Source organism: Herbidospora sp. NBRC 101105 (assembly GCF_030269205.1).
GTDB classification, from domain to species: domain Bacteria; phylum Actinomycetota; class Actinomycetes; order Streptosporangiales; family Streptosporangiaceae; genus Herbidospora; species Herbidospora solisilvae.
This window is the reverse complement of sequence record NZ_BSSX01000001.1, coordinates 1,414,717-1,440,540: the sequence shown is the minus strand read 5'-3', so window position 1 is coordinate 1,440,540 and position 25,824 is coordinate 1,414,717. Positions and strand designations below refer to the sequence as shown.

Annotated in this window: 21 protein-coding genes; 17 read left to right on the top strand and 4 right to left on the bottom strand. The window is 70.8% G+C overall.

What is annotated here, in order from left to right:
- Positions 1 to 50 precede the first annotated feature (50 nt).
- The 9 genes from QSK34_RS06350 (at position 51) to QSK34_RS06310 (ending at position 14,467) form a co-directional block, all read left to right on the top strand.
- A complete protein-coding gene (locus QSK34_RS06350) occupies positions 51 to 899 on the top strand; it encodes a universal stress protein (RefSeq protein ID WP_285580938.1) in 849 nt (282 codons plus the stop codon).
- 88 nt (positions 900 to 987) lie between these two features.
- On the top strand, positions 988 to 2,169 hold the full coding sequence (locus QSK34_RS06345; RefSeq protein ID WP_285580936.1) for an ROK family transcriptional regulator: 1,182 nt from the start codon (positions 988 to 990) through the stop codon (positions 2,167 to 2,169).
- On the top strand, positions 2,166 to 3,095 hold the full coding sequence (locus QSK34_RS06340) for a carbohydrate ABC transporter permease (RefSeq protein ID WP_285580934.1): 930 nt from the start codon (positions 2,166 to 2,168) through the stop codon (positions 3,093 to 3,095). Before QSK34_RS06345 ends, QSK34_RS06340 begins: the two co-directional genes overlap by 4 nt.
- Positions 3,088 to 3,894, top strand: coding sequence for a carbohydrate ABC transporter permease (locus QSK34_RS06335; protein WP_161478117.1), 807 nt, complete (start codon positions 3,088 to 3,090; stop codon positions 3,892 to 3,894). The genes QSK34_RS06340 and QSK34_RS06335 overlap by 8 nt, the downstream gene beginning before the upstream one ends.
- Before the next feature lie 19 nt (positions 3,895 to 3,913).
- Positions 3,914 to 5,173 carry an ABC transporter substrate-binding protein gene (locus QSK34_RS06330; RefSeq protein ID WP_285580931.1) on the top strand — a complete coding sequence of 420 codons (1,260 nt, stop codon included), beginning with the start codon at positions 3,914 to 3,916 and terminating at the stop codon, positions 5,171 to 5,173.
- Positions 5,174 to 5,197: 24 nt separating this feature from the next.
- Positions 5,198 to 6,241, top strand: a complete 1,044-nt coding sequence (locus QSK34_RS06325; RefSeq protein WP_285580929.1) for a glycoside hydrolase family 15 protein — start codon at positions 5,198 to 5,200, stop codon at positions 6,239 to 6,241.
- Positions 6,238 to 8,382 carry a glycoside hydrolase family 31 protein gene (locus QSK34_RS06320; protein WP_285580927.1) on the top strand — a complete coding sequence of 715 codons (2,145 nt, stop codon included), beginning with the start codon at positions 6,238 to 6,240 and terminating at the stop codon, positions 8,380 to 8,382. The genes QSK34_RS06325 and QSK34_RS06320 overlap by 4 nt, the downstream gene beginning before the upstream one ends.
- A complete protein-coding gene (locus tag QSK34_RS06315; RefSeq protein WP_285580925.1) occupies positions 8,379 to 11,642 on the top strand; it encodes a TIM-barrel domain-containing protein in 3,264 nt (1,087 codons plus the stop codon). Before QSK34_RS06320 ends, QSK34_RS06315 begins: the two co-directional genes overlap by 4 nt.
- Positions 11,639 to 14,467: a TIM-barrel domain-containing protein gene (locus tag QSK34_RS06310; RefSeq protein ID WP_285580922.1), complete on the top strand. Its 2,829-nt coding sequence runs from the start codon at positions 11,639 to 11,641 to the stop codon at positions 14,465 to 14,467. The genes QSK34_RS06315 and QSK34_RS06310 overlap by 4 nt, the downstream gene beginning before the upstream one ends.
- A 411-nt stretch (positions 14,468 to 14,878) precedes the next feature.
- Here the strand turns inward: QSK34_RS06310 and QSK34_RS06305 are convergent, their stop codons facing one another.
- Positions 14,879 to 15,469 (bottom strand): DUF6368 family protein, encoded by a 591-nt coding sequence (locus QSK34_RS06305; RefSeq protein ID WP_285580920.1) that lies wholly within the window; start codon positions 15,467 to 15,469, stop codon positions 14,879 to 14,881.
- Between the two features lie 241 nt (positions 15,470 to 15,710).
- Between QSK34_RS06305 and QSK34_RS06300 the strand changes: the two genes are divergently transcribed.
- Genes QSK34_RS06300 through QSK34_RS06290 form a run of 3 tightly spaced genes read left to right on the top strand, consistent with a single transcriptional unit; the run spans position 15,711 to position 18,155 of the window.
- The gene (locus tag QSK34_RS06300) at positions 15,711 to 16,667 is read left to right on the top strand and encodes a sensor histidine kinase (protein ID WP_285580918.1); all 957 of its coding nucleotides are present in this window, start codon (positions 15,711 to 15,713) and stop codon (positions 16,665 to 16,667) included.
- Positions 16,664 to 17,332 (top strand): response regulator, encoded by a 669-nt coding sequence (locus tag QSK34_RS06295; RefSeq protein WP_285580916.1) that lies wholly within the window; start codon positions 16,664 to 16,666, stop codon positions 17,330 to 17,332. The genes QSK34_RS06300 and QSK34_RS06295 overlap by 4 nt, the downstream gene beginning before the upstream one ends.
- 28 nt (positions 17,333 to 17,360) lie before the next feature.
- Positions 17,361 to 18,155, top strand: coding sequence for a serine/threonine-protein kinase (locus QSK34_RS06290; RefSeq protein WP_285580914.1), 795 nt, complete (start codon positions 17,361 to 17,363; stop codon positions 18,153 to 18,155).
- Positions 18,156 to 18,162: 7 nt separating this feature from the next.
- On the opposite strand, the gene QSK34_RS06285 is transcribed toward QSK34_RS06290, so the two are convergent.
- Entirely contained in the window at positions 18,163 to 18,603 is a 441-nt protein-coding gene (locus tag QSK34_RS06285) for a hypothetical protein (protein ID WP_285580912.1), read from the bottom strand.
- Between the two features lie 146 nt (positions 18,604 to 18,749).
- Here QSK34_RS06285 and QSK34_RS06280 point away from each other — a divergent pair, with 146 nt between their 5' ends.
- The 4 genes from QSK34_RS06280 to QSK34_RS06260 are packed head-to-tail and all read left to right on the top strand — an operon-like array spanning position 18,750 to position 23,540.
- Positions 18,750 to 20,234, top strand: a complete 1,485-nt coding sequence (locus QSK34_RS06280) for a carboxylesterase/lipase family protein (RefSeq protein ID WP_285580910.1) — start codon at positions 18,750 to 18,752, stop codon at positions 20,232 to 20,234.
- Positions 20,235 to 20,248: 14 nt separating this feature from the next.
- Positions 20,249 to 21,169 (top strand): O-acetyl-ADP-ribose deacetylase, encoded by a 921-nt coding sequence (locus QSK34_RS37730; protein WP_353051366.1) that lies wholly within the window; start codon positions 20,249 to 20,251, stop codon positions 21,167 to 21,169.
- Positions 21,166 to 22,728, top strand: coding sequence for a CocE/NonD family hydrolase (locus QSK34_RS06265; RefSeq protein WP_285580908.1), 1,563 nt, complete (start codon positions 21,166 to 21,168; stop codon positions 22,726 to 22,728). Before QSK34_RS37730 ends, QSK34_RS06265 begins: the two co-directional genes overlap by 4 nt.
- Complete coding sequence (locus QSK34_RS06260; RefSeq protein WP_285580906.1) at positions 22,725 to 23,540, top strand: maleylpyruvate isomerase family mycothiol-dependent enzyme; 816 nt, start codon at positions 22,725 to 22,727, stop codon at positions 23,538 to 23,540. The genes QSK34_RS06265 and QSK34_RS06260 overlap by 4 nt, the downstream gene beginning before the upstream one ends.
- Before the next feature lie 3 nt (positions 23,541 to 23,543).
- On the opposite strand, the gene QSK34_RS06255 is transcribed toward QSK34_RS06260, so the two are convergent.
- Positions 23,544 to 23,729, bottom strand: a complete 186-nt coding sequence (locus QSK34_RS06255) for a hypothetical protein (protein WP_030453248.1) — start codon at positions 23,727 to 23,729, stop codon at positions 23,544 to 23,546.
- A gap of 456 nt (positions 23,730 to 24,185) precedes the next feature.
- Here QSK34_RS06255 and QSK34_RS06250 point away from each other — a divergent pair, with 456 nt between their 5' ends.
- Positions 24,186 to 24,554, top strand: a complete 369-nt coding sequence (locus QSK34_RS06250; RefSeq protein ID WP_419672896.1) for a DNA-binding protein — start codon at positions 24,186 to 24,188, stop codon at positions 24,552 to 24,554.
- Here QSK34_RS06250 and QSK34_RS06245 read toward each other — a convergent pair.
- Positions 24,547 to 25,806, bottom strand: a complete 1,260-nt coding sequence (locus tag QSK34_RS06245) for a hypothetical protein (protein WP_285580903.1) — start codon at positions 25,804 to 25,806, stop codon at positions 24,547 to 24,549. The genes QSK34_RS06250 and QSK34_RS06245 overlap by 8 nt on opposite strands.
- Between the last annotated feature and the right edge of the window lie 18 nt (positions 25,807 to 25,824).

Here is a 25,824-nt window from a genome sequence, read left to right as displayed (position 1 = left end):
ACCCAGCTCAGACGTTGTCATGGGAAACCGGGAGAACACCAAGGGGAGAGATGAAGGTCGTAACAGTCGGAGTGGACGGCTCGCCCAACTCGCTCGCGGCCGTCGAATGGGCCGCGGACGACGCCGCCCGGCGGGGGACCTGGTTGCGCGTCGTCCACGTGGTCGACCGGTCTCCGTACCGGTTCGTGCACTCTCTCGAACTCGAAAGCCAGATCGCCAGGGTGAGCGGCCAGATCATGACCGAGGCCGAGAGGACCGCGCGGCACCGGCGTCCCGGCCTCGGGATGCGCCTGGAGCACATCGAGGGCCGCCCGGCCGAGGTGCTCCGCCGGCTGGCCGCCGAGTCGTCCGGGCTCGTGCTGGGCAGCCGGGGCATGAGCCGCACCGCCGGCGGCATCCTCGGCTCGGTCAGCACGCAGGTGGCCGGGCACGCCACCGGGCCGGTGGTGATCGTGCGGGACCGGCCGGCCGACCGCGTCGGCGAGGTCGTGATCGGCCTGGACGACTCGGCCGACTGCCAGCGCCCGATCTCCTACGCCTTCGAGCAGGCGGCCCTGCACCACGCGGAGATCCGCGCCCTGCACGCCTGGAGCCTCCCCGGGCACACCTACGCCCCGGCGGTCGACTACGACATCAACGCCGTCCGGGCGCGTCAGCGGGCCGTCGCGGCCGGACTGCTCGACCGGCACCGCAGGAGGTATCCGGCCCTGCCGGTCGTCGACGACCTGCGCTCCGCGCATCCGGTGGAGGCGCTGGTCGAGGCGTCGCTGAGGGCCGGCCTCCTCGTGGTCGGCTCGCACGGCCGGTCGGGGTCGATGGTCATGGGCTCGGTCAGCCGCCGGGTGCTCCGGCACGCGCGCTGCCCGATCGCGGTGGTCCGCCCGTGCGCGCGGCACTGAGGTTTCGATCTGGTTTCGGAGTCTTGACAGTGTCCGCCTGAGCAGCCATATTTCGGGACTAACTTTACCAATAAAGAAAGTGAGCCCGATGGCTGCGACCGATCGCGGCGATCTCACCCGGACGGCGATCCTGGCCCTGCTCGGCACGCTCGGGCCGCTCAGCCGCACCGAGATCGCCAAGGAGCTGGACCTCTCCCCCGCGACGGTCACCCAGCTCACCAAGGCGCTCATGGCGGCGGGCATGCTGGAGGAGCTCGACCTCCAGCCGTCGCGCGGCGGCCGCCCCGCCCAGCGCCTGGGCCTCGCCGGCACGGCGGGCCGGGCCCTCGGGGTGAAGGTGACCGCCGAACACCTGGTCATCGTCGAGGTCCGCCTCGACGGCGAGGTCCTCGGCTCCTGGGAGACCCCCTTCGACCCCGCCTCCCCCGACGCGCTGGGCGATCTGGCCGAGGCCGTCGCCGACGTGCTGGACAAGGTGCCGCCGCTGCTGGGCGTCGGGGTCTGCGTCCCCGGCGGCGTCGACGACCAGGCCGTGGGCACCTGCGACGCGCCCACGCTGGGCTGGCGGGCCATGCCGGTGGGCGAGCGGCTGCGCCGCCGCCTCAAGCTGCCCGTCCTGCTGGAGAACGACGTCAACGCCCTGGCGGTGGCCGAACGCCTCTACGGCCGGGGCCGCACCCACCGCGACTTCCTGGTCCTCACGATCGGCCGCGGCGTGGGCGCCGCGATCGTCGCCGACGGCCGGGTCTACCGGGGCGCGCGCGGCGGCGCGGGCGAGTTCGGGCACGTGCCGGTCGCCGTGGACGGGCCGCTGTGCGGCTGCGGGGCCCACGGCTGCCTCGAGGCCGTCGTCGGCGCGACCGGCCTCGTGGCCGCCGCCCGGGCCCGGGGCCTCGCCGTGGCCACGGTCGACGACCTGGGCGCCCTGGCCGCCCACGACGCGACCGCCCGCGAGGTCTTCGCCGAGGCGGGCGCCATCCTGGGCCGGACGACCGCCGGGTTGATAAACGTCGTCGACCCCGAGGTGGTCGTGGTCCTCGGCGAGGGCACCGCCCACTGGGAGCACTGGCGCGCGGGCTTCGACACGGCGGTCCGCCGCCAGCTCATGCCCGGCCGCCGCGACATCGAGATCGAGGTCGAGAGCTGGGACGACACCTCCTGGGCCCAGGGCGCGGCGGCGCTGGTGCTCGCCACCCCCTTCGACACCGAGGGCGCGGCGGGCGAGCAGGGCCGCATGGTCAGGGCCCGGCTGATAGGAGCGGCCCCGTGACCCTCACCGAGACCCCGCCGAAGGCCCCCGCCCGGCAGCCCGTCCGGCCGCCGAGGAAGCGGCTCCGGTACGCCCTCACCGTCGCCGTCTTCCTGCTCCCGAGCGCCGTCCCGCTGCTGCTGTTCACGCTCATCCCGATGGCCGGGTCGCTCTGGACCTCGCTGCACGAGTGGAACCTGATCACGCCGATGAAGTGGGTCGGCCTGGACAACTACGCCCGCCTGCTGGCCAGTGAGGAGACCCGGGCGGCGTTCGGCCACACGCTCTACTTCATCGCCGGTTACCTGCCGCTCGTCTACGCGGGCGGCCTCGGCCTGGCGATGCTGCTCAACCGGGCCATGCGGGGCCGCGACGTCTTCCGGGCGATCTACTTCCTCCCCGTCGTCACCTCGTGGGTGGTCGTGGCGCTGTTGTGGAAGTGGCTGCTCAACCCGGCCTCGGGGATCGTCAACTGGGCGATCGGCCTGATCGGCCTGGAGGGCCCAGGCTGGTGGACCGACCCCGGCTGGGCGATGCCCTCGATCATCCTCGCCTCGGCCTGGAAGGACCTCGGCTTCGTGATGATCATCCTGCTTGCGGGGCTGCAGGCCATCCCGAAGGAGTACGTCGAGGCCGCCCGGGTCGACGGCGCGAACGCCTGGCAGCGCTTCCGGCGCATCACCCTCCCGCTGCTGTCGCCCAGCACGTTCTTCGTCGTCGTCATCTCGCTGATCAACGGGTTCCAGGTCTTCGACCAGGTCCACGTCATGACCGGCGGCGGACCGGCCGGCGCGACCCAGGTCGTCGTCGAGCAGGTCTACAACCTGACCTTCAAGTACGGCCGCGCCGGCGAGGCGTCCGCCCTGTCGTGGCTGCTGTTCGCGGTCGTGCTGGTGGTCACGCTGATCCAGGTCCGGGGCCAGCGCCGGTGGGTGAACTATGGCTAAAGCAGGAAAGTACGTCGTCGTCGTGCTCGGCGCCCTGGTCATGCTGTTCCCGTTCGCCTGGGCGGTGATCACGTCGCTCACCCCCTCGGGGGCGGTGCTGCAGACCCCGCCCGACTTCACCCCCGACGGCGCGGGCCTCGGCGCCTACGAACGGCTGCTGGAGACCATGCCGTTCTGGCGGATCATGTTCAACAGCCTCTGGATCGCCGTCGCCTCGACCGTGTTCCAGCTGGTCACCAGCTCGATGGCGGCCTACGCCTTCGCGCGGTTGCCCTTCCCCGGCCGGGGCGCGCTGTTCGCCGTCTACCTGGCGACGCTGATGGTGCCGTTGCAGGTCCTGGTCGTGCCGCTGTTCATCGAGATGCGGACGTTCAACCTGACCGACACCTACTTCGCGGTGCTGGCCCCGACGATCGCCTCGGCGTTCGGCGTGTTCCTGCTGCGGCAGGCCGTCCAGCAGGTGCCGAAGGAGTTCGACGAGGCGGCGGTGCTCGACGGGGCCGGGCACTTCCGGATCTTCGCCCTGGTCGTGCTGCCGCTGATCCGCCCGGCCCTCGCCACGTTCGCCGTCTTCGGGTTCATGGCGAGCTGGAACAGCTACCTGTGGCCGCTGGTGATCATCAGGTCGCCCGAGTTCATGACCCTCCCGCTGGGCCTGGCCAACCTGCACGGCCAGTTCACCACCGAGTGGAACGTCGTGATGGCCGGGTCGGTCGTCAGCGTCGTCCCGATCCTCGTCCTCTACCTCTTCGCCCAGAAGCACGTCATCGCGTCCGTGGCCCAGTCAGGGCTGAAATAACAACACGAAGGAACCCCCCATGGCCGGATCAGCCCGGGTCGCCGCGGCGACCCTGATCACCGCCCTGCTCGCCACCGCCTGCTCCCAGGGCTCGGCGACCCGTACGGAAGAACCCGCCGCAGGCGGCAAGGTCACCCTGCGCTACTTCACCTTCTCCGCCGCCCCCGACCACGTGAAGGACCTCGACACGATCGTGGCGGCGTTCGAGAAGGAGAACCCCACGGTCGACGTGCAGGTGGAGACGGCCCCGTACGACCAGTACTTCACCAAGCTCCAGACCAGCATCGCCGGCCAGACCGCCCCGGACACCTTCGAGCTCAACTACGAGAACTTCGTCACCTACGCCGGGGCGGGCAGTCTGCTCGACCTGGGCGCCGCGGGCGGCGACACCGACACCTCCGGCTACGCCACCGAGTCGCTGAACGCCTTCAAGCACGACGGCAAGCAGTTCGCGCTCCCGGCGTCTTTCTCCACGGTCGTCCTGCTCTACAACAAGGACCTGTTCGAGAAGGCCGGCGTCCCGCTGCCCACCGCCGACTGGACGTGGGCCGACGAGCAGGCCGCCGCCGAGAAGCTGACCGACAAGGGCGCCAAGGTGTACGGCGACTTCCAGCCGGTGACCTTCTTCGAGTTCTACAAGGCCCTCAAGCAGGCCGGCGGCGAGTTCATGAGCGGCGGCAAGTCGACGTTCAACAGCCCGCAGGGCGTCAAGGCGGCCAAGTGGCTGGTCGACAAGGTCGGCAAGACGATGCCGACCGAGGCCGAGATCGGCGGCACCGCCGACTTCGACACCAACCTGTTCAAGTCGGGCAAGCTCGCGATGTGGCACAACGGCATCTGGCAGTTCGCCGGGCTGAAGGACGTGCCCTTCGAGTGGGACGTCGTCGTCGAGCCGGGCGACAGCCAGAAGGCCAGCGCCGTGTTCCACAACTCGGTGGCCGCCTCGGCCACGACGAAGCACCCGCGTGAGGCCTACGCCTGGGCCAAGTTCCTGAGCAGCTCCAACGTGGCCGCGACGACGCGGATCGCCAGCTCGTGGGAGCTGCCGCCGGTGTCGGACCAGTCCGTGCTCCAGGGCTACCTGAAGGACCCCGTCCCGGCCAACCGCCAGGCCGTCTTCGACTCGCTGAAGAGCATCGCCCTGCCGCCGGTCATCGCCCGCCAGCAGGAGATGCAGGACGCCGTCACCCAGGAGCTCACCGAGGCCGCGGCCGGCCGCAAGCCGGTCGAAGAGGCCCTGACCGAAGCCGCGTCCAAGGTCGACGCCCTTCTCGGCTAGGAGACGACCAGCATGATCGACTTGATGTCTCGCAGCATCCAGGTGATCCGCGGGAATCAGTCGCCCTCGGGGGCCTATCCGGCGTGCCCGACCTTTTCGGCCTACGCGGGTTACGCGTGGCTCCGCGACGGCGCGTTCATCGCGGAGGGCATGTCCCGTGCGGGCGAGGAGTCCTCGGTCACCGCCTTCCACGAGTGGTGCGCGCGGGTCGTCACCGCGCGCGCCGCGCAGGTCGACGACCTGATCGCACGACGCCACGACGAGACGCTCTCGCCCGGGGAGATGCTGCCGACCCGGTTCACCCTCGACGGCGCCGACGGCACCGACGAGTGGTGGGACCACCAGCTCGACGGCTACGGCACCTGGTTGTGGCAGCTCGCCGAGCACGTCCGGCGGTATGACACCCCCGTCCACCTCGACGCGGTCCAGGTGGCCGCCCGCTACCTGGCGGCGTTCTGGGACAGCCCCTGCTACGACTGGTGGGAGGAGCACGTCGATCAGCGCCACGTGGCCACGCTCGGCGCGATCCACGCCGGTCTGCGGGCTGCGATCTCGCTCGGGGCGGCCGGCCCGGAGATCAAGGAGGCGATCGGCGGCATCGAGGCGCTGATCGCCGCCGAGGGCGTCGCGGAGCAGGGCCACCTGCGCAAGTGGCTGGGGTCCGACGAGGTCGACGCCAGCCTGCTGGCGTGCGTCGCCCCCTTCGGCGTGTACGCCCCCGACCACCCGGTGGCCGTCGCGACCGTGGCCGAGGTCGAACGGCAGCTCGCCCGCGACGGCGGGGTGTACCGCTACCGCGCCGACACCTTCTACGGCGGCGGCCGGTGGGTGCTGCTGGCCGGGTTCCTCGGCCTGAACCACGCCGCGGCCGGGCGTCCGGACGAGGCCCGGCGCTACCTCGACTGGATGGCCGCCCAGGCCCTGCCCAACGGCGACCTGCCCGAGCAGGTCTCCGACGTGCTGCTCTTCCCCGACCGCCACGACGAGTGGCTGCGGCGCTGGGGGACGGTCGCCACCCCCCTGCTGTGGTCGCACGGGATGTATCTGATGCTGGGAGCGGAACTGTGATCCGTCATCGCCCCTACGGCTCCGGCCACCCCTACGCCGAGTCCGAGGACCAGCGGGTTCCCGTGCTGCCGCTCGACGGGGAGCCGGTCGAACTGCGGGTCCGCTCGTCGGCCGCCGAGGTGGTCTGCGAGTGGGACGGCGCCGACCTGCCCATGTCGCCCGCGTTCGCGGGTGAGGGGCCGGTCGTCACCGACGGCGGGCACCTGGCCGCCGCCCAGGCCAAGGCGGCGCGGGCCGCCAGTGGGTCGTGGACGGTGACGACTCCCCCGCTGGTGTTCGGGAACCGCTATCGCTACCGGTTCCGGGAGCCGGGTCGTACCACCCGGTGGTTCGAGGTGTCGGCGGCGCGGTGGACGCCCGGGAAGATCGGCGTCAGCGGGACCGACCGGGTGGTGCCCGGGTCGGCCGAGCAACTGGCCGACGCCGACGGGCCGCGCCGGGTGCGGTTCGCGGTGCGGCTGGCGCCCGGCGACCACCTGGTCGGGTTCGGGGAGCGGTTCAACGCCGTCGACCAGCGGGGCAACGACCTCGACGCGGTCGTGTTCGAGCAGTACAAGGGGCAGGGAGCGGCGAACCGGACGTACCTGCCGATGCCCTTCGCCTTCGTCGTCGGCGACGAGCCGTGGGGTTTCCACGTGCGGACCTCACGGCGCACCTGGTACTCCACCGAGGGCGACGTGCTGACGATCGAGGCGGAGGTCTCCGGCGACGACCTGGAGATCGTCTTCTACGACGGCCCGCCCGCCGCCGTGCTGGCGGCCTTCCTCGACGAGGTCGGCCACCCGACCGAGCTGCCCTCGTGGGTGTTCCGGCTCTGGGCCAGCGGCAACGAGTGGAACACCCAGGCCCGGGTGCTGCACGAGATGGACCGGCACCGCGAGCACGACATCCCGGTCGGCGCGCTGGTCATCGAGGCGTGGTCGGACGAGACGACCTTCACGGCCTTCCGCGGCGCGGTCTACGAGCCGTCGGAGGAACCGCACTCCCTGAAGGACTACACCTTCCCCGCCGACGGCCCGTGGCCCGACCCGAAGGGCATGATCGACGAGCTGCACGACCGGGACGTCAAGGTGCTGCTCTGGCAGATCCCGCTGCAGAAGACGCGCCCGCACCCCCGCCACCAGGCGGCGGTCGACGCGCGGCAGCTCGTCGAGCGGGGCTACGGCGTCCGCGAGGCCGACGGGCGGCCCTACCGGAACCGGGGCTGGTGGTTCCCGCTGGCGCTGATGCCCGACCTGTCCTCCCAGGAGGTCCGGGACTGGTGGACGGCCAAGCGCGCCTACCTGGTCGCCGAGATGGGCGTCGACGGCTTCAAGACCGACGGCGGCGAGCACGCGTGGGGCCACGACCTGCGTTACGCCGACGGCCGCCGGGGCGACGACGGGAACGGCCTGTTCCCCGTCCACTACGCGCGGGCCTTCGGCGACCTGCTGAAGCGGCACGGCAAGGCCCCGGTCACCTTCAGCCGGGCCGGGTTCACCGGCTCGCAGCCGCACGGCGCGTTCTGGGCCGGCGACGAGGACTCGACCTGGACCGCCTTCGAGGCCTCGATCCGCGCCGGGATCACCGCCTCGGCCTGCGGGATCGTCTACTGGGGCTGGGACCTGGCCGGGTTCTCCGGCGACCTGCCCACCGCCGAGCTCTACCTGCGCGCGGCCGGGACCTCGGCGTTCATGCCGATCATGCAGTACCACTCCGAGTTCAACCACCACCGCACCCCCATCCGCGACCGCACGCCATGGAACATCGCCGAACAGACCGGCGACGACAGGGTCATCCCGGTCTTCCGGACGTTCGCCAAGCTCAGGGAGCGTCTGGTGCCCTACCTGACCGAGCAGGCGGCCGTGGCGGTACGCGGCGGCAAGCCGCTCATGCGGGGTCTGTTCTTCGACCACATGGAACACGAGTTGTGGTCGTACCCCCTGCAGTTCAAGCTGGGCGACGCGCTGCTCGTCGTCCCCGTCACCACGCCCGGCGCCACCGAGATCGCCGCCTACCTGCCCTCGGGCGAGTGGGTGGACGTGTGGACCGGCGCGGTGCTCACCGGTGGGCGGGAGGTCGTCCTTCCCGCGCCCATCGAGCGTCCTCCAGTGCTCTGCGCCTCCGGGCACTGGCCGCGTCTGAAAGGAATGTTCGCATGACCCGGTTACGCTCGGGCGTCACCGTCGTGGTGCTCGCCCTGCTGGCCACGATGTTGCATGCCCTCCCCGCGGCCGCCCTCAGCGGCGTGCACCACAACCCGACCGGCATCGACGACCTCTACTCCACCGAGCCGACCGAACGTTCTCCCCGCGACCCGATGGCCGGGGAGGCCGTCACCCTCAAGGCCACGACCTGGCCGATCGAGCCGGGTCAGACCGTCTGGATCACCTGGACGAAGAACGGCGTCGCGCAGACCCCGATCGGCGCCGCCTGGGACTACAACCAGGGCAACAACACCTACTGGCGCATCTCCATGGGCTCGTTCGTGCGGGGCGACTCGATCTCCTACACCGTCAACGCCGACGTCAACGGCGGCGGGCAGCGCAGCGTGGGGCCGTTCACGTTCAAGGTGACGTCGTGGTCGACGGTCACCAACGTGACGTCGTACGTGAACAACGGCACCAGCGTCGACGTGACGACCGGCGACTCGGCGGGGTCGTTCACGCCGAAGATCCGCTTCGCCTTCCCGGCGCTGGACCGGTTCCGCACCCAGATCGCCCCCTCGGGCAGCGGCCTGAACATCACCGGCGTCTCCGGGTACACGGTCACGAACTCGGCCTCCACCCTGCAGATCTCGACGCCCTCCCTGGTGCTGAAGATCCAGAAGACGCCCTACCGCCTGTCGGTCTACAAGGGCGACGGCACGACCCTGATCACGCGGCAGTACGACCCGGCGGTGTTCCGCAACATCGGCTGGGCCAGCGACGGCGTCTCGACGATCACGAAGATCGAGGACCACTTCCTGTCGCCGTCCGGTGAGCGCTTCGAGGGCTTCGGCGAACGCTACGACCGCCTCGACCAGCGCGGCACCGACGTGCACAACTTCGTCTACAACCAGTACCGCGACCAGGGGTCGTGGCGGCGCACCTACCTGTCGACGCCGTTCTTCCTGAACTCCGCCGGATACGGCGTCTACCTGCCCTCGACCCGCTACTCGGTCTTCAACCTGAACACCCACCTGAGCGACCTGGCCGGATTCACCGTCGACACGAACGGCGCGCTGAACTCGACGCTCGACTACCACTTCTTCGCGGGCACCCCCGCGGAGATCGTCGACGACTACACCGCGGTCACCGGCCGGCCGCAACTGCCACCCAAGTGGGCGTTCGGCCTCTGGATGTCGGCCAACGAGTGGAACACCCAGTCGGAGGTCACGGCCGAGCTCGCCAACCCGACGACGCACGACATCCCGCACTCGGCGATCGTGCTGGAGCAGTGGAGCGACGAGGCCACCTTCTACGTCTGGCACGGCGCGACGTACACGCCGAAACCGGGCAGCGGGAAACTCGCGCTGAGCGACCTGACGTTCCCGCCCGGCACGGCGTGGAGCGACCCGAAGGCGATGGTCGACGACGCCCACTCCAAGGGCATCAAGGTCATCCTCTGGCAGATCCCGGTGTTCAAGGAGAACTTCGACGTCAACCCGTCGACCGCCCCGCAGCAGCACCTCAACGACAAGGCGTACGCCCAGGCGCAGGGCTATGTCGCCGCCCAGCCCGGCGGGGTCTACCGGGTGCCGACGGGCCAGTGGTTCGGCGACAGCATGGTGCCCGACTTCACCTCGTCGGCCGCGCGGAACTGGTGGATGAGCAAACGCGACTACCTGATGGACGACGTCGGTATCGACGGCTTCAAGACCGACGGCTCCGAGGCGATCTTCGGCCGGAACGTGTCGTTCGCCGACGGCCGCAAGGGCGACGAGATGCACAACGCCTACCCGAACTCCTACCTGTCGGCGTACAACACCTACGTCAAGGGCAAGAAGCCGGACGGCACGATCTTCAGCCGGGCCGGCACCGCCGGGGCGCAGTCGACCTCGATCTTCTGGGCCGGCGACCAGAACTCCTCGTTCCCGGCGTTCCAGGAGGCCGTGCGGGCGCAGTTGTCGGCCGGGCAGTCGGGCGTGCCCTACACCGCGTGGGACATGGCCGGGTTCACCGGCGACTTCCCGAGCGCGGAGCTCTACCTGCGGTCGGCGGCGCAGGCGGCGTTCTCGCCGATCATGCAGTACCACTCGGAGAAGGCCAACCCGGGCGTCTCCGAGGCGCGCACCCCGTGGAACGTGCAGGCCCGGACCGGGAACACGAACGTGATCCCCTACTTCCGCAAGTTCGCCAACGTGCGGATGAACCTGATCCCCTACCTCTACACCGAGGCCAAGTCGTCGTCGGTGACCGGTGTGCCGATGATGCGGGCGATGAGCTTCGCGTTCCCGTCCGACTCCACGGCCGCCGCGCTGGACCAGCAGTACATGTTCGGCCCGCAGCTCCTCGTCGCGCCGATCACGACCCAGGGGGCGACGTCGAAGAACGTCTACCTGCCCGCGGGTGAGTGGTACGACCTGTGGAACGGCGGCCGGTTCACCGGCCCCGGCACGAAGACCTACAACGCCGGCCTCGACACGATCCCCGTGTACGCCCGCGCCGGCGCGATCATCCCGCTGAACCTCAACTCCTCCTACCAGCTCGGCGGGAACATCTCGAACAACGTCTCCTCGTACGCCAACCTGGTGTTCCGGATCTATCCGTCGGGCAACTCGTCGTACTCCTACTTCGAGGACTCGGCGGGCCTCTCGCGAACCGTCACGGCGACCGAGAACTGGGCGTCCCACACGGTCGGGGTGTCGGTGCCCGCGCTGACGACGACCAGCACGCTGCAGGTGGCCTCGACCCAGCCGTCGTCGGTGACCGGCGCGACCGCGCGGGCCTCCCTGGCCGCGCTCCAGTCGGCCTCCGAGGGCTGGTGGTGGGACCCGGTGCAGCAGCTCACGTACGTGAAGCTGGCCTCCAGCGCGTCGGCGCGGTCGGTCACCCTGAACGGGGTCGACAAGGCCGCCTACGAGGCCGAGTTCGCCACCGGCGTCGGCGTCTCGACCAACACCAACCACACCGGCTACACCGGCACCGGTTTCGTCGACGGCTTCGCCTCCTCGGGCGACTCGGTGACCTTCCAGGTCAGGGCCGACACGACCGGCAGCCACCAGCTCAAGTTCCGCTACTCGACGACGGTCGCCTCGACGCGCACCGTCTACGTGGACGGGGTCTCGGCCGGCACGCTCAACCTGCCGGCGCTGGCGAACTGGGACACGTGGGGCACCGCGACGCTCACGACCAACCTGACGGCCGGGGCCCGCTCGGTGAAGATCGAGTATGCGTCCAACGGCATCAACCTGGACAACCTGGTGGTGGCGCGGCCATGAAACGCATTCTCACCGTATTCGTGGTTCTGGCGAGCAGTTTCCTGGTCGCCCTGCCCGCCCAGGCGGCCGTCCAGCGGGTGCAGTTCACCAGCGGGTCGACGTACCTGATCGCCGAGTTCCTCGACGACGACCTGGTGCACTTCGAACTGGCCCAGGGCACCAGCCCCGGCACCGGGTCTCCTCTGTTCACCACCCCGCAGGTGGCGAAGACCGACTACACCGGGCCTTCCAGCTTCAGCCAGGTCGGGAACGTCATCACGACGGCGTCCATGAAGGTCGAGGTCACCGCCGGGACGCTCTGCGTGAAGGTCTCCGACCCGACCCGGCTGCTCTACGAGGCCTGCCCGCGCAACCTGTCGCAGGCGTGGAAGGGGCTCTCGGTGACGAAGAGCTCCGTGCAGCACGCCTACGGCCTCGGCCAGCAGTTCTTCACGGGCGGCAGCGCCGACGGCGACTGGCTCGGCCGGACCCGCTCGCCCGGCGGCGCCTACGGCAACGCCATGGTCTGGGACCCCGACAACGGCCCCGTGGGCAACACCCAGATCCCGGTGCTGTTCGCGGTGGGGGCGTCCAACCTGAACTACGGCCTGTTCCTCGACCAGGTCTACAAGCAGGAGTGGAACCTCAACGGCGACCCGTGGACCATCGACACGTGGGGCGACCAGCTCCGGTGGTACACGATGACCGGCCCCGACCTTCCCGACCTGCGCAAGGACTACCTTGAGCTGACCGGCAGGCCGCCGGTGCCGCCGAAGAAGGCGTTCGGCCTGTGGGTGTCGGAGTTCGGCTACGACAACTGGACCGAGATCGACAACCGGCTGGCCGGGCTGCGCACGGCGAAGTTCCCCGTGGACGGGTTCGTGCTCGACCTGCCGTGGTTCGGCGGGGTGACGGCCGGGTCGGACAACACGCTGATGGGCTCGCTGACGTGGGACACGACCGACTTCCCGTCTCCGGCCACGAAGATCGCCGACTATTCGACGAACCAGGGCGTCGGGCTGATGACGATCGAGGAGTCGTACATCGGCAAGAACCGCCCCGAACACGCCGACATGGCCTCGCGCGGGTACCTGGTGCGGGCGGGCTGTTCGTCGTGCGCGCCGACGTACCTGACCACCAACGACTGGTGGGGCCGCGGCGGAATGATCGACTGGACGCAGAACGCGGCCGGCGACTACTGGCACACCCTGAAGCGGGCGTCGTTGAGCACCCAGGGCATCCTCGGCCACTGGCTCGACCTGGGCGAACCGGAGATGTACGACCCCGCCGACTGGGTCTCCGGAGTCATGCCGGGCAAGCACGCGCACGCCGACTACCACAACGTCTACAACCTGAAGTGGGCCGAGAGCATCGCCCGGAACTACGCGTCGGGCACGAAGCGGCCGTTCATGCTGGCACGGTCGGGCGCGGGCGGCATGCAGCGCCACGGCGTGGCGATGTGGTCGGCCGACATCGGCTCGAAGCTGACCGCGCTGGCCCAGCAGCAGAACGCCCAGATGCACATGTCGATGTCCGGCATCGACTACTACGGCTCCGACATCGGCGGATTCCGGCGCGAGATGCTCGACAGCGACCTGAACGAGCTCTACACGCAGTGGTTCGCCAACGGGGCCTGGTTCGACGTGCCGCTGCGCCCGCACACCGAGAACCTGTGCAACTGCGCCGCCACCTCGCCCGACTCGATCGGGCACGTGGCCAGCAACCTGGGGAACCTGCGGCGGCGGTACGAGCTGACGCCGTACTACTACTCGCTGGCGCACCGGGCCTACCTGACGGGCGAACCTGTTGTGCCGCCGCTCGTGTACCACTACCAGAACGACTCCGCCGTCCGGGAGATGGGGCACCAGAAGCTGATCGGGAAGGACCTGCTGGTGGGGGTCGTGGCCGGGGCAAATGAGCGGTCGCGGAACATGTACCTGCCGGCGGGGACCTGGTACGACTACTCGACCAACGAGAAGCTCGTGTCGACCGGGCAGTGGTTCAACGACCGGCCGCTGTGGGTGAACGGCGAGTTCCGGTTGCCGACCTTCGCGCGGGCCGGGGCGATCATTCCGAAGATGTTCGTGGACGACAAGACGATGAACGTCCTCGGGAAGCGTACCGACGCCTCTACCCGGAACGAGCTGATCGCCCGGGTCTACGCCGCTCCCAGCGCGAGTTCCTTCACCCTCTACGAGGATGACGGGAGCTCCACCGCGTACAAGACGGGATCGGTGCGGACGACCGCGTTGAGCCAGTCGTTGTCGGGGTCGGTGGCGACCGTGACCGTCGCGGCCTCGTCCGGGACGTACACGGGAGCGCCGGCGTCGCGGTCGAACGTGGTCGAGCTGGTGGCGGACACGCAGGCCAGCGCGGTGACGTTGAACGGGTCTCCCTTGACGCAGCACGCGTCCAAGGCGGCTTTCGACGCCGCTTCCAGCGGGTGGTACAACGCGGGCGGCGGCGTGATCGTGGCGAAGTCGGCGTCGGTTTCCGTGGGGACGGCGAAGACGTTCGCCTTCACCATCGGACAGGCGCCTGCCTCCATGACGTTCAGCTGCGCGAACGGGACGACGGTCGCGGGGCAGTCGGTCTACGCGGTGGGGAACGTGCCGCAGCTCGGGGGGTGGTCGGTGGCGAGTGCGGTCAAACTGTCGCCGACCTCGTACCCGACGTGGACGGGGACCGTCTCGAAGCTGCCGCCTGGAGCTTCCGTGGAATGGAAGTGCGTGAAGCGGCAGGAGGCGGGGTTCCCGGACACGGCTGACGCGTGGGAGCCGGGCGGGAACACGGTGTTCACGGCACCGGCGAGCGGATCGGGAGGCACGACCTCAGGCTCGTTCTGACATCGCGAGCCCATTGAAATGTGCCCGGATTCTCGGATCCGGGCACATTTCACGTTGCGATCGTCACGTCGGAGATTCGCCGGGTTGCGCACTCCGCGACTTCTGGCCATATTTTGATGCCTTCGGCCTCGCAGGCCAGAATGAGCACTTCTCGAACCTCTTCTGCCGGCCGACCTTCATGATGATCACGCACGTGTGCGAGCGCCTTCATGCACGGGGAGGGGCATCTTCGTAGCGGGAAGTCACAAGTCACCTTTGATAAGGAGCGAGGTGAGCAGGGAATTCACCTTGTCATCCGAAAGGTGAGCGGGACATCGAAAACGTCGATGAAGTATCTCATGAAAGAGGCATCTCCGGGCTCATCTCTCAGCCGCCGGATCACTTGCACAGGTTCGGCGCCTTCTTGCGCCGTCACTGCCACTCTTCCAGCAAATGGAATGCCGGATGGGCCAGCCACGCCTCAAGGAAGTCACCATCAGCTACATGAACATAGCGAAACTCACCGCCGTACATGGCATATGCAACCTCATAGACGGTGCCTCCGACCGATGAGATGAAGGGTCGAACCTCCAGCACATGCTTTCGATGGGAGTCCATCGACCCGCCGGACAGCCATGGCCGCGGGCCCAGCAGTCCATCAAAGTCAATCAGCGCATTGAGCTGACGGGTCATTTCAAGCACCAGTTCGCCGAGGGCGACATCTTCTCCTACGAGATCGCGCTCAGACCAGGCTATGAGTTCAGCGACCGGCTGGGGCGCGATAACCTGCGAATAGTCGTCCTCGGGGTCTGGATCCCACTCTCCCAAGTTTACGCCAAATCTGTACTCAACATCATGCCGGGGATATCGGGCTTGCACTTGAGGTGTTGTCTCGAGGTACACAGAAAATCCTTTACCCCCAACAATTGCATAGCCTTTTCTTTTTAATCTTTCAGCTAGGCCCTCCCATGACCCGGCATCCATATTATTGAATAGCCACAGAGTGACAGAAGATCTCGACAATTTGGCCTCCTGGAAGCCATCGAGCTCATCTCAACCCGCGTGCACCGAGAGCTCCTCGTCCGAGAGGGGAACCGGTCATGCCGATCACGATCTCCGATGCACGTCCCGGGCGCCACCTCGTCCGGCAGGTCTCCGGCGACGTCCTACCCCGTTCGGTGTACGCCGGCCCCCGGACGGCGCACGGCGAACAGACCCCGTCCGGACGACGCGCCCCCGGCGGCCGGGGTCCTACTGTCTCCGCATGACAGCCACACTCCCTTCGCGGGAGAACGTCCTGGTACGTCTCTCGGGCCCCGTCGCCGACGTCGCGCTGGCGGCGGTCACGGTGGTCGTGTTCACCGCGGTCGCCCTGGCCACCGGGGTGCGGAACCCCTGGGACGGCGCCCTCCCGCTGGCCCTCTTCCTCGGGGTGCTGCTGTTCCTCCGGCGCCGATGGCCCATGGCGGTGCTGCTGTTGTCGGTCGCCGGGGTCGTCGTCTACCACCACTTCCACTGGAGCCCGGCCGGGTGGATCTGGCCGGTCGCGGCGGCCTACTTCACCGCCGCGACGGCCCCGCGCATGGTGCGGTGGGTGGCGCTCGTGGGCGCCGCCCAGATCGTCTACTCCGCCGTCCACGCGGGTCCGATCGTCGACCGGAACCTGAGCCGGTACGTCGTCCACGTGCTCGGGGAGTCGGTGCTGCTGGCGGTGCTGATCGGCGGCGGAGTGACGTACGCGGCGGTGGTGCGGTGGCGGGCCGGGGCCCGCGAGACCGAGGGGCGGGCGCGCGCGGCCGAGGAGCGGTTGCGGGTCGCCCCCGAGGCGACCGCGCCCCAGCCCGGCCTGGACGCCCTCGACACCCTCGTCTCCGACGCCCGCGCCACGGGCATGGACGTGACCTTCACCGAGCACGGCGAGCGTTCGGCCGTGCCCGCGACCGCCGCCGTCGCGGTCCACCGGATCGTCCAGGAATCCCTGGCGAACGCGCTGCGGCACGGCGGCGCGACCAAGGTCCGGCTCACCGTCGGCTACGGCCCGGAGACGGTCACCCTGGAGGTCGCCGACGACGGCGAGCCCGGAGCCGTCACGGGCGACGGGCACGGCCTGACCGGCATGCGGGAACGCGTCGGCGCGCTGGGCGGCGAGCTGACGGCCGGGCCGGTCGACGGCGGCTTCGCGGTGCGGGCGACGATCCCTGTGGCAGGCTCGGCGGCGTGACGACCAAGGTGCTCCTCGCCGACGACCAGGCACTCGTCCGGGCAGGCTTCCGCAGCCTGCTGGCCCGCGCGCGCGACGTGAGCGTCGTCGGCGAGGCCGCCACCGGCGACGAGGCGATCCTGCTGGCCGGGAGCACCCGCCCCGACGTCATCCTGATGGACATCCGGATGCCCGGCACCGACGGCATCACCGCCACCCGTCGCATCGTCACCGACCCGGCCACCGCCGCCTGCCGGGTCGTCATCCTGACCACCTTCGACACCGACGACCACGTCTTCGCCGCGCTGGACGCCGGGGCGAGCGGATTCCTGACCAAGGACGTCGAACCGGCCGAACTCCGCCGCGCCGTCGCCCACGTGGCCGAGGGGAACGCCCTGCTCTCACCGGAGGTGACCCGCCGCGTCATCGAGCGGTTCGGCGCGCGTCGCCCCGGGGTGGGCAAACGGCTGGCCGGCCTGACGGAACGGGAGCTGGAGGTGGTCCGGCTGGTGGCCTCGGGCCTGTCCAACGACGAGATCGCGGCCCGCCTCGTCATCAGCCCCATGACCGCCAAGACCCACATCACCAGGGCGCTCGCGAAAACCGGTGTGCGCGACAGGGTGCAACTGGTGATCCTGGCCTACGAGAGCGGCCTGGTGCGCCCCGGCGACGGGGGCCGCGTGTGACGGTGATCTGGACGAGGGGAAACCGGTCATGTCAAGCTCCGACGAGGCTCCCGAGCGCCGCCTCGCCCGGCTGGGCACGGTTTTCGCCCGGTTCGACCGGCAGGACTCCGGCAACGTCTCCTACGGCGTCGTCATCGACGGCGAACGCTGTTTCGTGAAAACGGCGGGTCACCCCGACGCCACCGCCTTCCTCGACCACGCCCAGCGCGTCGACCTCCTGCGGAACGCGGTCCGGCTCGCCCGGGCCCACCGGCACCCCGCGCTACCGGCTCTCCGCACGGTCATCGAGTCGGCGCACGGCCCGATGCTCGTCTACGACTGGGCCGACGGCGACCTGATCGGCGTCCCCCGCGCGCATCGCGACGACCCCGCCTCCCCCTACCGGCGCTTCCTCGCCCTCCCGCCCGGCCGCGTCCTCGCCGCCCTCGACACCATCGTCGACGTTCACGACCTGCTCGGCCAGGCCGGCGAGGTCGCCGGGGACTTCTACGACGGTTGTCTCCTGTACGACTTCACCACCCACCACCTGTCCCTGATCGACCTGGACCACTACCGTCCGGGCCCGTACCGCAACGACATGGGCCGTTTGTTCGGCTCCTCCCGGTTCATGGCGCCGGAGGAGTACACCCTGGGCGCCATGATCGACCAGCGCACCAGCGTCTTCACCCTGGGCCGGACCGCCCAGCTCCTGCTCGGCGACCACCTCCACGGCCCTCTGCAGCAGGTCACCACCCGCGCGACGCACCCGAACCCGGAAGAACGTCACGGCTCGCTTCCCGAGTTCTGCGCCGCCTGGCGGGCCGCACGCCAGGACCGGTGCTAGACAACGCTCACGCCGGGTTCCTCGGATAGGCACGATCCCAGGCTTCCCGCTGAGCAGCGTCCAGGGGGATGTTCGGAAAGATGGAGAGAAATCTGTGCGCGAGATCGACCAGCCCCGCTCTCTTCACATCCGGGAGCCGGTCGAAATCGGCCCTGGTGACGTCCAGGGAGAAGTGACCGCCGGTGCCGTCCCGCAGAACCACGGTGGTCGAGCAGCGAAACACCCCTTTCGTCTCTTCGAGCAGGAACGTGAGGTAGATATCCGTCAGCTCGGCCCGATGATCGGCCAACCAGTCAGGGCGGCCTCGGCCGCTCCACTTGTTGCGGCTCGCCGCCTCCACCAACCGATCGAGATCCTCAGTGGACAGTTCCTTGATGTCTCCTCTCTCGATGACACCAAAACGGTTGGGCACTCGGGGCCAACGGCCGAATCGGAACATGCGCCTCATTCGCGGTTTCCTCCGGCTCCGGCAGGCAGAGTGTCCATCTTCGCCCGGCCGGCGATCCCTTGCGAAGCGGCCCTAAACAGATTGCCCGGCTTGCTCCTCCGCTGAAAGTCTCGGCCGGGCGCAGATCCCGGAGAGGAACCCTCGACATGGTCACCCCCCGTACACCGTCCATCTCAGAACCCGTAGTCCGCACCGCCGCCGGTGCCCTGCGCGGCGCCCGGGAAGCGGGCCTGACCGTCTTCCGCGGAGTCCCCTTCGCCGAGCCGCCCGTCGGCGCGCTGCGGTTCCAGGCGCCGCGGCCCGTGCGGAGCTGGGACGGTGTCCGGCCCGCCCTCGAACACGGCCCGCCGCCCCCGCAGTCGGGTGTGCTCGGGTCGTCCGGGGGCGTGTCGGACGGCGGCTGGTTGACGCTCAACGTCTGGACCCCCGACCCGGACGCCGCCCTCCCGGTCATGGTCTGGATCCCCGGCGGCGGTTACGCCATGGGCCACTCCGGCCTGCCCGAATACGACGGCGGGCACCTCGCCTCGGCCGGGACGGTCGTCGTCACGATCAACTACCGCCTCGGCGTCGAGGGGTTCGCGCACATCGAGGGGGCTCCGGCCAACCGAGGGCTGCTCGACCAGGTCGCGGCCCTGGAGTGGGTGCGGGACAACATCCGCGTCTTCGGCGGCGATCCGGACCGGGTCACGGTCTTCGGCCAGTCGGCGGGCGGCGGGTCCGTCGCCGCGCTGCTCGCCATGCCCACGGCCGCGGGGCTCCTCCACCGGGCGGTCGCGCAGAGCGTGCCGGGGACGTTCTTCTCCCCCGAGCTGGCCGCCGACCTCGCCGCCGCGTTCGCCGCCGAGGCGGGGGTCCGGCCGACCGTCTCGGAGATGGCCGAGGTGGAGCCGGAGCTGCTGGCCGCCGCGGGTGACGCGGTCTTCGCCCAGATGGACCGCTGGGCGGCGATCACCCTTCGGCCGATCCCGTTCGCACCGGTCGTCGACGGCGACGTGCTGCCCGCCACCCCGTGGCAGGCGCTCGCCGACGGCCGGGCGCGCGACGTCGTGCTGGTCGCCGGGCACACCCGTGACGAGCACCGGCTGTTCAGCCTGATCGACGGCGTGCTCGGGCAGGTCACCCGCGAGCAGGCCGAGACGGCCCTGCGGGTGCTCGCGCCCGGCCTCCCCTATCGGGAGGCGTTCCCGGCGGCGTCCGATGAGGAGGTGTACGAGCTGGTCAACGCCGACTGGCTCTTCCGGATGCCGAGTGTTCACCTGGCCGAGGCGCAGGTCGCGGGTGGCGGGCGGGCGCACCTGTTCGAGCTGACCTGGCCCGCCCCGGGCATGGGCGGTCTCCTCGGGGCCTGTCACGGGCTCGACGTGCCGCTCGTCTTCGGCAACCTGACCAGCGGCCAGACCGCCACGCTGATCGGCGAGCCGTCGCCCGAGGCGGTGGCGCTGTCCGCCGAGATGCGGGGGTCGTGGACGGGCTTCGCCGCGCACGGCGACCCCGGCTGGCCCGCGTACACGACCGGCGAACCCCTCACCCGGGTCTTCGACAACCCGTCCACGGTCGGGCCCTATCCCGAGGAGACCGCGCGGCTGCTCTGGCGGGACCACGTCTTCTCGGCACTGCCGCCGCTCTGAGGGAGACTTCGGCCATGCGGATGCTCGTCGTCCAGGGCGACATCACCACCCGGCACGCCGACGTGATCGTCAACGCGGCCGGCTCGTCTCTGCTGGGCGGCGGCGGGGTCGACGGGGCCGTGCACCGGCGCGGCGGGCCGGCCCTCGTCAAGGAGTGCCGGGCGCTGCGCGCGTCCGCCTACCCGGACGGGCTGCCGGTCGGGCAGGCGGTCGCCACCACCGGAGGTGAGCTGAGGGCGCGGTGGGTGGTCCACACCGTGGGGCCGGTGTACTCCGCCGACGACGACCGGTCCGGCCTGCTGGCCTCCTGTTACCGCGAAAGCCTGCGGGTCGCCGACGGCCTGGGGGCGCGGAGCGTCGCGTTCCCGGCGATCTCCACCGGGGTGCGCGGATGGCCGCTCGCCGAGGCCGCCGAGATCGCGGTCCGGGCGTTGCGGGCCACGGCTACCGAGGTGGCCGACGTCTGCTTCGTGACGTTCACGCCGGAGGCGTTCGCGGCCTTCACGACAGTCGTCACCGGCGACGAGAACATCGCGGCGGGGCTGGCCGCGCATCCGGAGGAACACTGGCGGCGGCTCTTCGCCGCCGTCGACGAGCTCACGCCGGCCGACCGGGTGGTCACCTGGGAGGCCCCGGAGAACCAGCTCCCCTACCCGGTCTACAGCGAGCGGTTCTGGCGGGTCGTGCGGCTGCTGGCGGAACTCGACGTGATCGTGCCGTTCGACTGGGGCGCGTGGAGCCGGGCCAGCCCGCTCCATCCGGACGGCCGGGGGCTGGCCGCCGCGCCGGTCGCCGACGCCGCGCGGCTGGCCACCGCCTACGTCCGGGGCGAGCGGTTCTGCGAGGGCACCCTGGAGACCGGTCTCGCCAACGGGGCCCTGGACGCGATCTTCGATCGGCTGCGAGGCTGGTGCGCCGAAGGGGGTGCACGATGAAGCCGAGGGTCGAGCGTGACCTGCGTGTGCCGATGCGCGACGGGACCGTCCTGCTGGCCGACCGCTGGGCGCCCGCGAACGGCGACGGCCTGCCGGTCGTGCTGGTGCGCACGCCCTACGGGCGGCGGCGGGCCGTCCGGCAGATCGTCGGGCCGCTGGTCGAGGGCGGATTCCAGGCGGTGGTGCAGAGCACGCGCGGCACGTTCGGGTCGGGCGGCGGCTTCGACCCCCTGCGACGCGAACGCGACGACGGCCTCGACACGGTCGAGTGGGTCGCCGCGCAGCCGTGGTTCGGCGAGGCGATGGTCCTGTACGGGATGAGCTACCTCGGATTCGTCCAGTGGGCCGTGGCCGACGCCCTGCCGCCGCAGGTCAAGGCCCTCGTGCCGGGGGTCTGCGAGTCGGCGCTCACCCTGGAGTTCCTGCGGGCCGACGGGTTCTCGCTGGAGACGCCGTTCTCCTGGGGCGTCATGGTCGGCGTACAGGAACGGCCGTTCTTCCTGCTGCGGATGCTGCTCGGCGGCCGGCGGCTCCAGCGGGCCCTGCGCACCCTCCCCCTGAACCGCGCCGACACCGCCGCGCTGGGGCGCGGCAGCGACTACCTCCAGGACATCCTGCGGCACGACACCACGAGCCCGTTCTGGCAGGCGGCCGACCACCGGCACCGGGTGGCCGGGGTCCGGGTGCCGGTGAGCCTGGTCGGCGGCTGGTTCGACATCTTCCTCCCCGGCCAGCTCCGCGACTTCCGGGCCGCGCCGGACGCGCGCCTCACGGTCGGCCCGTGGACCCACGTCTCCCCCGGCGTCATGGACGCCCAGGCCGCCGAGGCCCTGGAGTTCGCCCTGCCGCTGGCCCGGGGCGAGACCCCGGTCGAGCGAGCGCCGGTCCGCCTGTACGTCATGGGCGAGGAGAAATGGCGCGACTTCCCGACGTGGCCACCGCCGGGCTACGAGGACCGGCGCTTCCACCTCCACCCCGGCGGGCTGCTGGCGACCGACCCGCCGGACGACGCCGGCCCCGACCGTTACCGCTACGACCCCGCCGACCCCACCCCGGCCGTGGGCGGCGTCCGGATGGCCTTCGGCGTGGCGGCGGGCCCGGTCGACAACACCGCCCTCGAAAGCCGCGCCGACGTCCTCACCTACACCACACCCCCGCTGACCGAGGCCGTCGAGGTGATCGGCGAGGTGCGCGCCGAGGTCTTCTTCCGCTCCAGCCTGCCGCACGCCGACGTGTTCGTCCGGTTGTGCGACGTCGACCCCGGCGGCCGGTCGACCAACGTGTGCGACGGCCTGACCGGCGTCGCCGGGGCCGACGAGGTCACGGCCGTCGACGTGCGCCTCTGGCCGACCGCCCACGTGTTCAGGCCGGGCCACCGCATCCGCGTCCAGGTCTCCAGCGGGGCCTTCCCCCGCTACAACCGCAACCCCGGCACCGGCGAACCGCGCGCCACCGCCACCACGCTGCGCGTCGCCGACCAGGAGGTGTTCCACGACCCGGCCCGTCCGTCGGCCCTCGTCCTGCCGGTCCGCGCCGGCGGTCCTACGCTGGACGAATGACGATCTTCGGGGACCCGATCGACGTGCGCCGCCTCTTTCCCGCCGAGCGGCGCGCCCTGCTGGACCTGCTCGGCGGGCTCGCGCCAGGCGACTGGACCCGGCCGACCGTCTGCCCCGGCTGGGACGTGCACGACGTCGTCGCCCACGTCCTGCACGACTACGCCCGGCGGTTGTCGGGCAGCCGGGACGGGCACCGGGGCGGCGGTTTCCTTGAGGGCGAGACGCTGCCGGTGTTCCTCGCGCGGGTCAACGACGAGTTCGTGCGCGCGGCGCGGTCCCTCTCCCCGGCGGTCCTGGTCGACCAGATCCGGCATCTGGGGGTCCAGCTGGACGCGTACTGGACGACCACGGACCTCGACGCCCCCGCCGACCTGGACGTCTCGTGGGCGGCGACCGACGTGCCGAGCCCGGCGTGGCTCGACGTGGCGCGGGAGTACACCGAGTTCTGGGTGCACCAGCAGCAGATCCGCGACGCGGTGTCCCGCCCCGGGGCGCTCGGCGCGGACCTCGCCGAACCGGTCGCCGACACGTTCGCGCGGGCGCTGCCGTTCGCCCTCCGGGAGGTCGTCCGCGCCGAGGGCACGTCCGTCGTGCTGAAGGTCGGCGGCCGGGAGTGGTCGGCCGTGTGGCGGGCGGGCCGGTGGCGCATGGGCGCCGGGAACCCGGCCGCCGAGGTGGCCATGGACCACGACACGTTCTGGCGGCTGGCCAGCAGGGGCGTCACCGTCGAGGAGGCCCGCCGGAGGGCCGCGGTGAGCGGCGACCCGGAACTGACGGACGCGGCGACCACACTGCTGGCCGTGGTGGCCTGACGGTCAGGACGCCGGGCCGACCTCGGGGTCGGGTTCCGGCATGTCGGACTCTTCGGAGCCCGCCACGTCGTCGACCTCCTCCACCGGCTCCAGGTCGCGGAGGATCGGGTGGTCGGGGGTCTGGGTGTCGGCGCCCGAACGCTGGGCGACGACCTCGCTCTCGCCGTCTATGCCACGCTTTTCGACCATGACGTGCCCGTGCCCGGGACGGCGGGCCGTACACGCGAACGGATCCCCGGGCACCGCCGGCCGATGCCCGGGGATCCGCCATGAGACCCGGCCTCCCCGCGGGGGGTGAAGAGGAGACCGGGCGGTCAGGGGGTCAGGTCGGGTCGGGGCGCGGCGGTTCGACGGTGGTCCGCGTCGGCCGCCGGAGATGTGGTGGCATGGGGTCCTTCCTGAACGAGGGAACGTCTCGTCAGGCAAGGCGCGCGCCGCCGCGCATGTTGCCGCGTGAATGGTCGGTTCGGCCACGGCACGAACCGGGCGACGAACCGAGGTGCCACCCGCCGGCCGCCCGGACAGTTGTCCGCGAAGGGGATCGATGATGTTGTAACACGGGCCCAGTGGATCAGGCACCCCCGGACCGGATAACGACTTGGCGCTTCAACATCCTGTTGACAACATTTCGTTGAAAGAGCCATGATGGCGGGCGTGTACGCATCACTGACCCACATCGCCTCCCGCCACGCCACCACCGAGGCCCAGCGCTCCCGTCAGGTCCACCCCACGGTCCTCGGCGCCCACGAGGCGGTCCGCCTCGTCACCATGCTGGCCGCCGGCTCCGCCGCCCCCGACGCCGGCGAACCGGAGGTCGACGCCTCCGACCTGACCGCGGCCCTCACGTTGATGCCCCTGGTCAGAGGGGAGATCGACCAGCTGGAGGCGAGCCTGCTGCTGATCGCGCGGGGGCGCGGGCTGACCTGGCAGGAGATCGCCAACGCCCTGGGCCTCGGCTCACCCCAGGCGGCCAAACAGCGCTACGAACGCCTGGCCGGCCGCGTCGCTACCTGAGCACCCATTCCGCCCGTGCCCGCAACTCCTGCGGCGCCTTCGGGAGGAGCCCGGCCAGTTCCTCCCGCAACGCCTCGGGGCACGGCCGGTAGAGCGCGACCAGCACCTGGTCACACCACACCCGCAGGTCCGTCGACGCGACGTCCGCCAGGTCGGGGTCGTCGAGCAGCAGCAGGTCGGCCTTCAGCCGCGTCCACGGATCGGCGGCGACCAGCAGGCGGTGCCCGGCCCGCCGCACGTGCGGCGGGTTGGCCCGGTCGAGCAGCCCGAAATCCGGCGGGGCTCCGGCGGCCCGCAGGCTCTTGGCCACCTGCCGAACCACCCGCGCCGACGGGTCGCGGACCAGCGGGGCCACGTCGTCATGCCGTCCCCACACCCGCAGGGCGACGACCGCGGCGGCCCGCACCCGCGCCCGCCTGTCCCGCAGGAACGGCACGACCCGATCGGCGTCGGCGGGCCCGCCGCTCTCCCCCAGCCCCAGGATCGAGACGGCACTCCCCAGACGGGTGCGATACCAGGACGCGGGGTCGCCCCCCGCCCGCCTGACGAGTCCCTGGGCCGTCAAACGGACGATCTTCGAGCGGTCGCCGAGGAACTCGCCGCCCCGATGCGGCGCCAGCACCAGCGCACGGGCTCTGACCTGGGCGAACGGCGACCGGAGGAACGGCTCCGGGTCGCTCCGCTCGATCAGGTACATCGCCGCACGGAGCAGCGCACCCGGCGCGGTCATCCGCTCGTGCAGACCGCGCACGGCCTCGACGTCGTCCCGCCGGATCAGTTCCTCGACGACGAGACGCATCGTCGGCCCGTCGAAGTCGGCGTGCGCGTCGAAAGCGATCACCGGGCGGAGCAGGTCGAGCAGGCCCGGCCCGCCGATCCTGCCGCGCAGCCGCATGGCGATCGGGATCATGCGCCGTGCCGCCTCGGGCCGCGTCGCGACGTTGACGAGGATGTGCCGGGCGTAGTCGCGCACCGGCCCGGCCCAGTCGAGGGCACGGACGACGAGCAGCGGCCACAACACCGGATGGCGCGCGAGCTGCGGGATCGCCCGCTCCCGGAACTCTCCCCGGCTGCTGCACGCCATCAGCAGCACATGGACCGGCCGCCGCATCAGCGTGACGTCCCGCGGCGCCTGGAGGTAGTGGCCGGAGCGGATCGACTCGTCCAAGGCGACCCAGGCGCCGGGGGTCAGCTCCCAGAGCCGGCTCTCCGGGACGACGTCGTCGAACAGGTCGTACACGCTGATCCGCATACGAGATGGTGGCAGCTC

Coding starts and splice junctions, on each gene's coding strand:
- QSK34_RS06350 (WP_285580938.1), top strand. CDS start 51: ATGAAGGTCGTAACAGTCGGAGTGGACGGCTCGCCCAACTCGCTCGCG.
- QSK34_RS06345 (WP_285580936.1), top strand. CDS start 988: ATGGCTGCGACCGATCGCGGCGATCTCACCCGGACGGCGATCCTGGCC.
- QSK34_RS06335 (WP_161478117.1), top strand. CDS start 3,088: ATGGCTAAAGCAGGAAAGTACGTCGTCGTCGTGCTCGGCGCCCTGGTC.
- QSK34_RS06330 (WP_285580931.1), top strand. CDS start 3,914: ATGGCCGGATCAGCCCGGGTCGCCGCGGCGACCCTGATCACCGCCCTG.
- QSK34_RS06325 (WP_285580929.1), top strand. CDS start 5,198: ATGTCTCGCAGCATCCAGGTGATCCGCGGGAATCAGTCGCCCTCGGGG.
- QSK34_RS06315 (WP_285580925.1), top strand. CDS start 8,379: ATGACCCGGTTACGCTCGGGCGTCACCGTCGTGGTGCTCGCCCTGCTG.
- QSK34_RS06310 (WP_285580922.1), top strand. CDS start 11,639: ATGAAACGCATTCTCACCGTATTCGTGGTTCTGGCGAGCAGTTTCCTG.
- QSK34_RS06300 (WP_285580918.1), top strand. CDS start 15,711: ATGACAGCCACACTCCCTTCGCGGGAGAACGTCCTGGTACGTCTCTCG.
- QSK34_RS06290 (WP_285580914.1), top strand. CDS start 17,361: ATGTCAAGCTCCGACGAGGCTCCCGAGCGCCGCCTCGCCCGGCTGGGC.
- QSK34_RS06285 (WP_285580912.1), bottom strand. CDS start 18,603: ATGAGGCGCATGTTCCGATTCGGCCGTTGGCCCCGAGTGCCCAACCGT.
- QSK34_RS06280 (WP_285580910.1), top strand. CDS start 18,750: ATGGTCACCCCCCGTACACCGTCCATCTCAGAACCCGTAGTCCGCACC.
- QSK34_RS37730 (WP_353051366.1), top strand. CDS start 20,249: ATGCGGATGCTCGTCGTCCAGGGCGACATCACCACCCGGCACGCCGAC.
- QSK34_RS06265 (WP_285580908.1), top strand. CDS start 21,166: ATGAAGCCGAGGGTCGAGCGTGACCTGCGTGTGCCGATGCGCGACGGG.
- QSK34_RS06260 (WP_285580906.1), top strand. CDS start 22,725: ATGACGATCTTCGGGGACCCGATCGACGTGCGCCGCCTCTTTCCCGCC.
- QSK34_RS06255 (WP_030453248.1), bottom strand. CDS start 23,729: ATGGTCGAAAAGCGTGGCATAGACGGCGAGAGCGAGGTCGTCGCCCAG.
- QSK34_RS06250 (WP_419672896.1), top strand. CDS start 24,186: ATGGCGGGCGTGTACGCATCACTGACCCACATCGCCTCCCGCCACGCC.
- QSK34_RS06245 (WP_285580903.1), bottom strand. CDS start 25,806: ATGCGGATCAGCGTGTACGACCTGTTCGACGACGTCGTCCCGGAGAGC.